Source organism: Acetobacter ascendens (genome assembly GCF_001766235.1).
Classification (GTDB): domain Bacteria; phylum Pseudomonadota; class Alphaproteobacteria; order Acetobacterales; family Acetobacteraceae; genus Acetobacter; species Acetobacter ascendens.
This window is the reverse complement of the sequence record NZ_CP015164.1, coordinates 1,073,573-1,080,000: the sequence shown is the minus strand read 5'-3', so window position 1 is coordinate 1,080,000 and position 6,428 is coordinate 1,073,573. Positions and strand designations below refer to the sequence as shown.

At 58.0% G+C, this 6,428-nt stretch carries 3 protein-coding genes, 1 tRNA gene and 2 rRNA genes (1 of these 6 cut by a window edge); 5 read left to right on the top strand and 1 reads right to left on the bottom strand.

Annotated elements, in window-relative coordinates; all coding sequences use genetic code 11:
• The 5 genes from A4S02_RS05205 to A4S02_RS05190 all read left to right on the top strand — a co-directional run.
• A 23S ribosomal RNA gene (locus tag A4S02_RS05205) occupies window positions 1-2,731 on the top strand (it extends 12 nt beyond the left edge of the window).
• A gap of 108 nt (window positions 2,732-2,839) precedes the next feature.
• Window positions 2,840-2,955: ribosomal RNA gene (gene rrf, locus A4S02_RS05200) — 5S ribosomal RNA — on the top strand.
• A 55-nt stretch (window positions 2,956-3,010) separates the two neighbouring features.
• A tRNA-Met gene (locus tag A4S02_RS05195) sits at window positions 3,011-3,087 on the top strand.
• Between the two features lie 61 nt (window positions 3,088-3,148).
• Window positions 3,149-3,283: a hypothetical protein gene (locus A4S02_RS16445; RefSeq protein ID WP_456303823.1), complete on the top strand. Its 135-nt coding sequence runs from the start codon at window positions 3,149-3,151 to the stop codon at window positions 3,281-3,283.
• A 57-nt stretch (window positions 3,284-3,340) separates the two neighbouring features.
• A complete protein-coding gene (locus A4S02_RS05190) occupies window positions 3,341-4,726 on the top strand; it encodes an IS1380 family transposase (RefSeq protein ID WP_070323157.1) in 1,386 nt (461 codons plus the stop codon).
• A 142-nt stretch (window positions 4,727-4,868) separates the two neighbouring features.
• Here the strand turns inward: A4S02_RS05190 and A4S02_RS05185 are convergent, their stop codons facing one another.
• Window positions 4,869-6,395, bottom strand: coding sequence for a recombinase family protein (locus A4S02_RS05185; RefSeq protein ID WP_228142461.1), 1,527 nt, complete (start codon window positions 6,393-6,395; stop codon window positions 4,869-4,871).
• Window positions 6,396-6,428 lie beyond the last annotated feature (33 nt).

Here is a 6,428-nt window from a genome sequence, read left to right as displayed (position 1 = left end):
GAAGGGCATTCGGTGGATGCCTTGGCACTAGGAGGCGACGAAGGACGTAGCACGCTGCGATAAGCTGTGGGGAGCCGCGAGCAGGCATTGATCCGCAGATTTCCGAATGGGGCAACCCACCCAGCGATGGGTATCGTGATCTGAATACATAGGGTTACGAGGCGAACCCGGGGAACTGAAACATCTCAGTACCTGGAGGAAAAGACATCAATTGAGATTCTGCTAGTAGTGGCGAGCGAACGCGGAACAGGCCAGTCATTTTTGAAGAAGAAGCAGAACAGTCTGGAAAGGCTGACCATAGTGGGTGACAGTCCCGTATGTGTAGTGTCTTTGAGGATGCTTGAGTAGGGCGGGGCACGTGAAACCCTGTCTGAACATGGGGGGACCACCCTCCAAGCCTAAATACTCCCTAGTGACCGATAGCGAACAAGTACCGTGAGGGAAAGGTGAAAAGCACCCCGACGAGGGGAGTGAAAGAGACCTGAAACCGGATGCCTACAAGCAGTCGGAGCCTCTTATGGGGTGACGGCGTACCTTTTGTATAATGGGTCAGCGAGTTTCTGTTTGCAGCGAGCTTAAGCCGGTAGGTGTAGGCGTAGCGAAAGCGAGTCTGAATAGGGCGCATAGTTGCTGGCAGAAGACCCGAAACCGAGTGATCTAGCCATGGCCAGGCTGAAGGTGCGGTAATACGCACTGGAGGGCCGAACCCACGCCTGTTGAAAAAGTCGGGGATGAGCTGTGGCTAGGGGTGAAAGGCCAATCAAACTCGGAGATAGCTGGTTCTCCGCGAAATCTATTGAGGTAGACCGTCAGGTGGTTACCCCGGGGGGTAGAGCACTGGATGGGCTAGGGGGGCCCAAAGCCTTACCAAACCCAACCAAACTCCGAATACCCGGAAGTATAGCCTGGCAGACAGACAGTGGGTGCTAAGGTCCATTGTCGAGAGGGAAACAGCCCAGACCACCAGCTAAGGTCCCCAAATCGTGGCTAAGTGGGAAAGGATGTGGGGATTCCATAACAACCAGGAGGTTGGCTTAGAAGCAGCCATCCTTTAAAGAAAGCGTAATAGCTCACTGGTCTAATAGAAACCCTGCGCCGAAAATGTAACGGGGCTCAAGCCACGTGCCGAAGCTGTGGGTGCATATCTATGATATGCGCGGTAGCGGAGCGTTCCGTAAGTCAGTGAAGGAGACGGGGTGACCCTCTCTGGAGATATCGGAAGTGCGAATGCTGACATGAGTAGCGACAAACAGTGCGAGAAACACTGTCGCCGAAAGTCCAAGGGTTCCTGCGCAAGGTTAATCCACGCAGGGTTAGTCGGCCCCTAAGGCGAGGGCGAGAGCCGTAGTCGATGGGAAACAGGTGAATATTCCTGTACCTGCCAGAAGTGACGAATGCGATATGTTGTCAGGTCTTAACGGATTGACTTGGCTTTTGGAGCATTCCAGGAAATAGCTCTGGCGTATAGACCGTACCCGAAACCGACACAGGTGGACTGGTAGAGAATACCAAGGCGCTTGAGAGAACGATGCTGAAGGAACTAGGCAAATTGCTCGTGTAACTTCGGGATAAGCGAGACCCGTTGGTGGGCAACCATTGGCGGGTGGCACAGACCAGGGGGTAGCGACTGTTTATTAAAAACACAGGACTCTGCGAAGTCGAAAGACGACGTATAGGGTCTGACGCCTGCCCGGTGCCGGAAGGTTAAGAGGAGGTGTGAGAGCACTGAATTGAAGCCCCGGTAAACGGCGGCCGTAACTATAACGGTCCTAAGGTAGCGAAATTCCTTGTCGGGTAAGTTCCGACCTGCACGAATGGCGTAACGACTTCCCCGCTGTCTCCAGCATCGGCTCAGCGAAATTGAATTCCCCGTGAAGATGCGGGGTATCCGCGGTCAGACGGAAAGACCCTATGAACCTTTACTGCAGCTTTACAGTGGCATCAGAGACATTCTGTGTAGGATAGGTGGGAGGCTTTGAAGCAGGGGCGCCAGTTCCTGTGGAGCCATCCTTGAAATACCACCCTGAATTTTTCTGATGTCTAACCGTGGTCAGTTAGCCTGATCCGGGACCCTGTATGGTGGGCAGTTTGACTGGGGCGGTCGCCTCCCAAAGTGTAACGGAGGCGCGCGATGGTGGGCTCAGGCCGGTCGGAAACCGGCTGTTGAGTGCAATGGCATAAGCCCGCCTGACTGCGAGAGTGACAGCTCGAGCAGAGACGAAAGTCGGCCATAGTGATCCGGTGGTCCCGCGTGGAAGGGCCATCGCTCAACGGATAAAAGGTACTCTAGGGATAACAGGCTGATCTCCCCCAAGAGTCCACATCGACGGGGAGGTTTGGCACCTCGATGTCGGCTCATCACATCCTGGGGCTGGAGCAGGTCCCAAGGGTTCGGCTGTTCGCCGATTAAAGTGGTACGTGAGCTGGGTTTAGAACGTCGTGAGACAGTTCGGTCCCTATCTGCCGTGGATGTTGGAGACTTGAGAGGATTTGTCCCTAGTACGAGAGGACCGGGATGAACATACCTCTGGTGCACCGGTTGTCGCGCCAGCGGCACCGCCGGGTAGCTAAGTATGGAAGGGATAACCGCTGAAAGCATCTAAGCGGGAAACCCACCTCAAAACTAGGTCTCCCTGAGGGTCGTGGTAGACCACCACGTTAATAGGCCAGGTGTGAAAGCGTGGTAACACGTGCAGCTAACTGGTCCTAATCACCCAATAGGCTCACTCTCTTACTGTCCCCTTAAAAGGACAGCCCGTGCACAGAAATCATCCATATAGACGCCTACTTCTTCATACCAACCGTCCTCCACACACCCTCTACAGGGTGGACTGGATGACCTGGTGGCCATGGCGGGGAGAGATCCACCCGATCCCATCCCGAACTCGGCCGTGAAAACCCCCAGCGCCTATGATACTGTGGCTTAAGCCACGGGAAAGTCGGTCGCCGCCAGGTCTTCCAATCCACCCTACTCAAATATTACCCCAGCAAATTTCAACACACTTACAACCGCGGGGTGGAGCAGCCCGGTAGCTCGTCAGGCTCATAACCTGAAGGCCGCAGGTTCAAATCCTGCCCCCGCAACCATCTGAACTTGCGATGCGAACGCATCACGAACCCCAGTCCGGAAACGGGCTGGGGTTTTCGTTTGTCCGCTGCCCGACGCCACCGTCAGGATGCCGGCCAGATCGCCCCGGACATCAATCTGGAGGCCCTTGTCGGATGGTGTGAGAATGATGGCCTCGACGCGGAAATCTCACAGAAGGGTTGTACATCGGGTTAGATTATGAAAAAGTCTATTTTGTGTAAAAGAAATTTTCGTAAGCTATAAGAAAACCCGATGCAAACAGAGTGTAGCGCAGGCGCGTATGAATTTCCAGCCTCCTGTGGACGGCGTGTTGTAGCCCGTTTTGACGGGGGTCGCATGAGTTCGGATGGCGGTGTCATCCTGGTAAAGCAGGTCGATGATAGTCTGGGGTTCAGTCGCCGTTTTGCTGCCTGTTTTCGCGATGAGCGGCATCCTGCCTTTGTGGAATACCGGGTTGAAGACCTTGTCCGTCAGCGGATCATGGGCCTGGCACTGGGCTATGAAGACCTTAATGACCATGACGCTTTACGTCATGATCCTGTCATGGGTCTGGTATCGGGACGTCTGTCAGGAAGCCGGGCCAACTGTGCGGCACTGGCAGGAAAATCCACGCTGAACCGGCTAGAGCGCAGTGGGCAGCAGGCAGATCGTTACTGCCGCATCATTGCTGATCATGAGGCCCTGGCTACCCTGTTCGTGACGCTTTTCATGGACCAGCATGAGCGCGCACCCGCCCGGATCGTTCTGGATGTGGATGCCACCGATGACCGTATCCATGGCCATCAGGAAGGCCGCGCCTTTCATGGATATTACGGCCATAACTGCTATCTTCCCCTGTATGTCTTCTGCGGGGACCATCTCCTCAGCGCTACCCTGCGCACGGCAGACAGGGACCCGAGGAAGGAAGCACTGGCAGACATCCGCCGGATCGTGGAGCAGATCAGGAGCCGCTGGCCCCGGGTGCGTATCCTGGTGCGTGGGGACAGCGGTTTCGCCCGGGACAGTCTGATGACATGGTGCGAAGACAACCACGTTGACTTCCTGTTCGGGCTTGCAGGCAACACCCGCCTGTATGACCGGATTGCCTCTTTGTCCGCTGAGGTTCGTGACGAAGCCGCCACGACAGGCAGAGCTGCGCGCGGTTTCGCCTCCTTTGACTGGATCACAAAGGACAGCTGGACGCGCCGCAGGCGGGTCGTGGCCAAGGCCGAATGGCGCCACGGCAACCGCTATCATCGCTTTATTGTCACCACGCTACCGCAGGGAATGTCCGACCCCCGCCATCTCTACGAACAGATTTACTGCGCACGCGGGGATATGGAAAACCGCATCAAGGAATGCCAGATGGATCTGTTCTCAGACAGGACCTCGTCCCACACCATCCGGGCCAACCAGCTCCGGCTGTGGTTCTCGGCCGCAGCCTATGTCCTGCTGACCGCTCTGCAAAGACTGGCCCTTGGCCAGACCAGCCTGGAGACGGCGACCTGTGGCACCATACGCGCACGACTGCTCAAAATCGCGACACGTGTAACGCTCAGCGTCCGTCGGATTGTCCTGTCCATGCCGGACATGTTCCCCTGTCAGCATGAATTCGCCCTCGCTCATGCACGATTGCGAAGGCTCCGGCAGGCCATCTGAAGAAACAGACCGCGCACAGACCACATAGCTTCCACCAACACTGCCTTCTCAGGCCGTGACACCCTCACTGCGTTCAGAACCCGCCGCCAGAAGCAGAATATCGTCAATATTCCAGATCGGGCTCCTGTGGGATGACTGAACTCTACAAAATGACCTGAAATTGCCTCAAGTGTGAGAAATCCGCGTCGATCAGGGAGCGGATCACCTCGGCCGCCTCCTGGCGCTTCTCGTCTAGATCCGAATGCAGCATGTCGTGCAGGCGCGCGAGCTGCCGGTGGTAGAATTCCGCCATCTGGGGATGGAGCAGGGGCGGGGGCGCCTCGGCGGTTGCAAGGAACTCCGTCAGTTCCGCCTTGCGGACTTCGAGCTTGGATCCGCGCTCCTTGACCGTCTCGATCGAAAGCGCTTCCGAGAGGTAGAGATCCATCAACCGCTGGATGTCGCGTTCAACCCGCTTCAGTTCTGCCTCTGACGCGCCGATGTCGGCCGACGCCTCCATGCGCAGCCGGTTCATCTCGGTGGTGAACGCTGTGCAGAATTCGGCGAACAGGTCCGGGTCCATGGGGTGATGACGCAGGGCGTCGAGAACGCGCCGTTCCAGTTCCTCGCGGCGCATATTGGTCCGGTTGTCGCAGGTGCCCTTGTTGCGTGCCGTCGAGCAGCCGAGCAGCACGCTGGAGATCATGGAGTAGCCGCCACCACAGCAACCGCACTTGCTGAGGCCCGAGAACAGGTAACGGGGGCGGCGTTTCTCGCGGAAGTGGTCGGGCGATGACGTGTCGCGTGTGTCCCGGCTGGCGCTGACGCTGGCCTGCCGTGCCTTGACCGCGTTCCACAGTTCCTGATCGACGATCCGCAGTTCCGGCACCTCCTGGATTACCCATTCGGATTCCGGATTGGGTCGGGCCTGTCGCTTGCCGGTATCGGGATCCTTGATGAAGCGTTGCCGGTTCCACACCAGCCTGCCCACGTACATCTCGTTGTTGAGGATACCGGTGCCGCGTAGCCGGTTGCCGTTGATGGTCGAGAAACCCCAGGCACCGCTACCCGGTGCGGAGATGCCTTCGTCATTGAGACGGAAAGCGATCGCGCGCGGTCCCAGGCCTGCCGCGAAGTCACGGAAGATGCGACGGACCACGTCGGCTTCCGCTGGATTGATGGTGCGGTCGCCCCGAATGGGCTCGCCATTGGCGTCGAGCCTGCGCACGACATCATAGCCGTAGGCATTGCCGCCGCCGGACTTGCCCTGTTCGACCCGGCCTCTCAGGCCGCGATGCGTCTTCTCGGCCAGGTCTTTCAGGAACAGGGCGTTCATCGTGCCCTTGAGGCCGACATGGAGGTGGGAGACTTCGCCCTCGGAGAGGGTGACGATCCGCACGCCGGCATAGTTCATGCGCTTGAAGACGCCGGCGATGTCCTCCTGGTCTCGGGACAAACGGTCCATCGCTTCGGCCAGCACGATCTGGAACCGTCCGCGCTGTGCATCCGCGATCAGCGCCTGGATGCCGGGCCGCATCAGGGAGGCACCCGAGATGGCGTGGTCGGTATACTCCTCGACGATGCTCCAGCCCTGCTTCTCCGCGTGGGTGCGGCAGACCCGAAGCTGGTCGGCGATCGAGGCGTCGCGCTGGTTGTCGGAGGAATAGCGGGCGTAGAGCGCGACCTTCATGACGGGGTATCCCTTACGGTCCGGAGCGGCGGC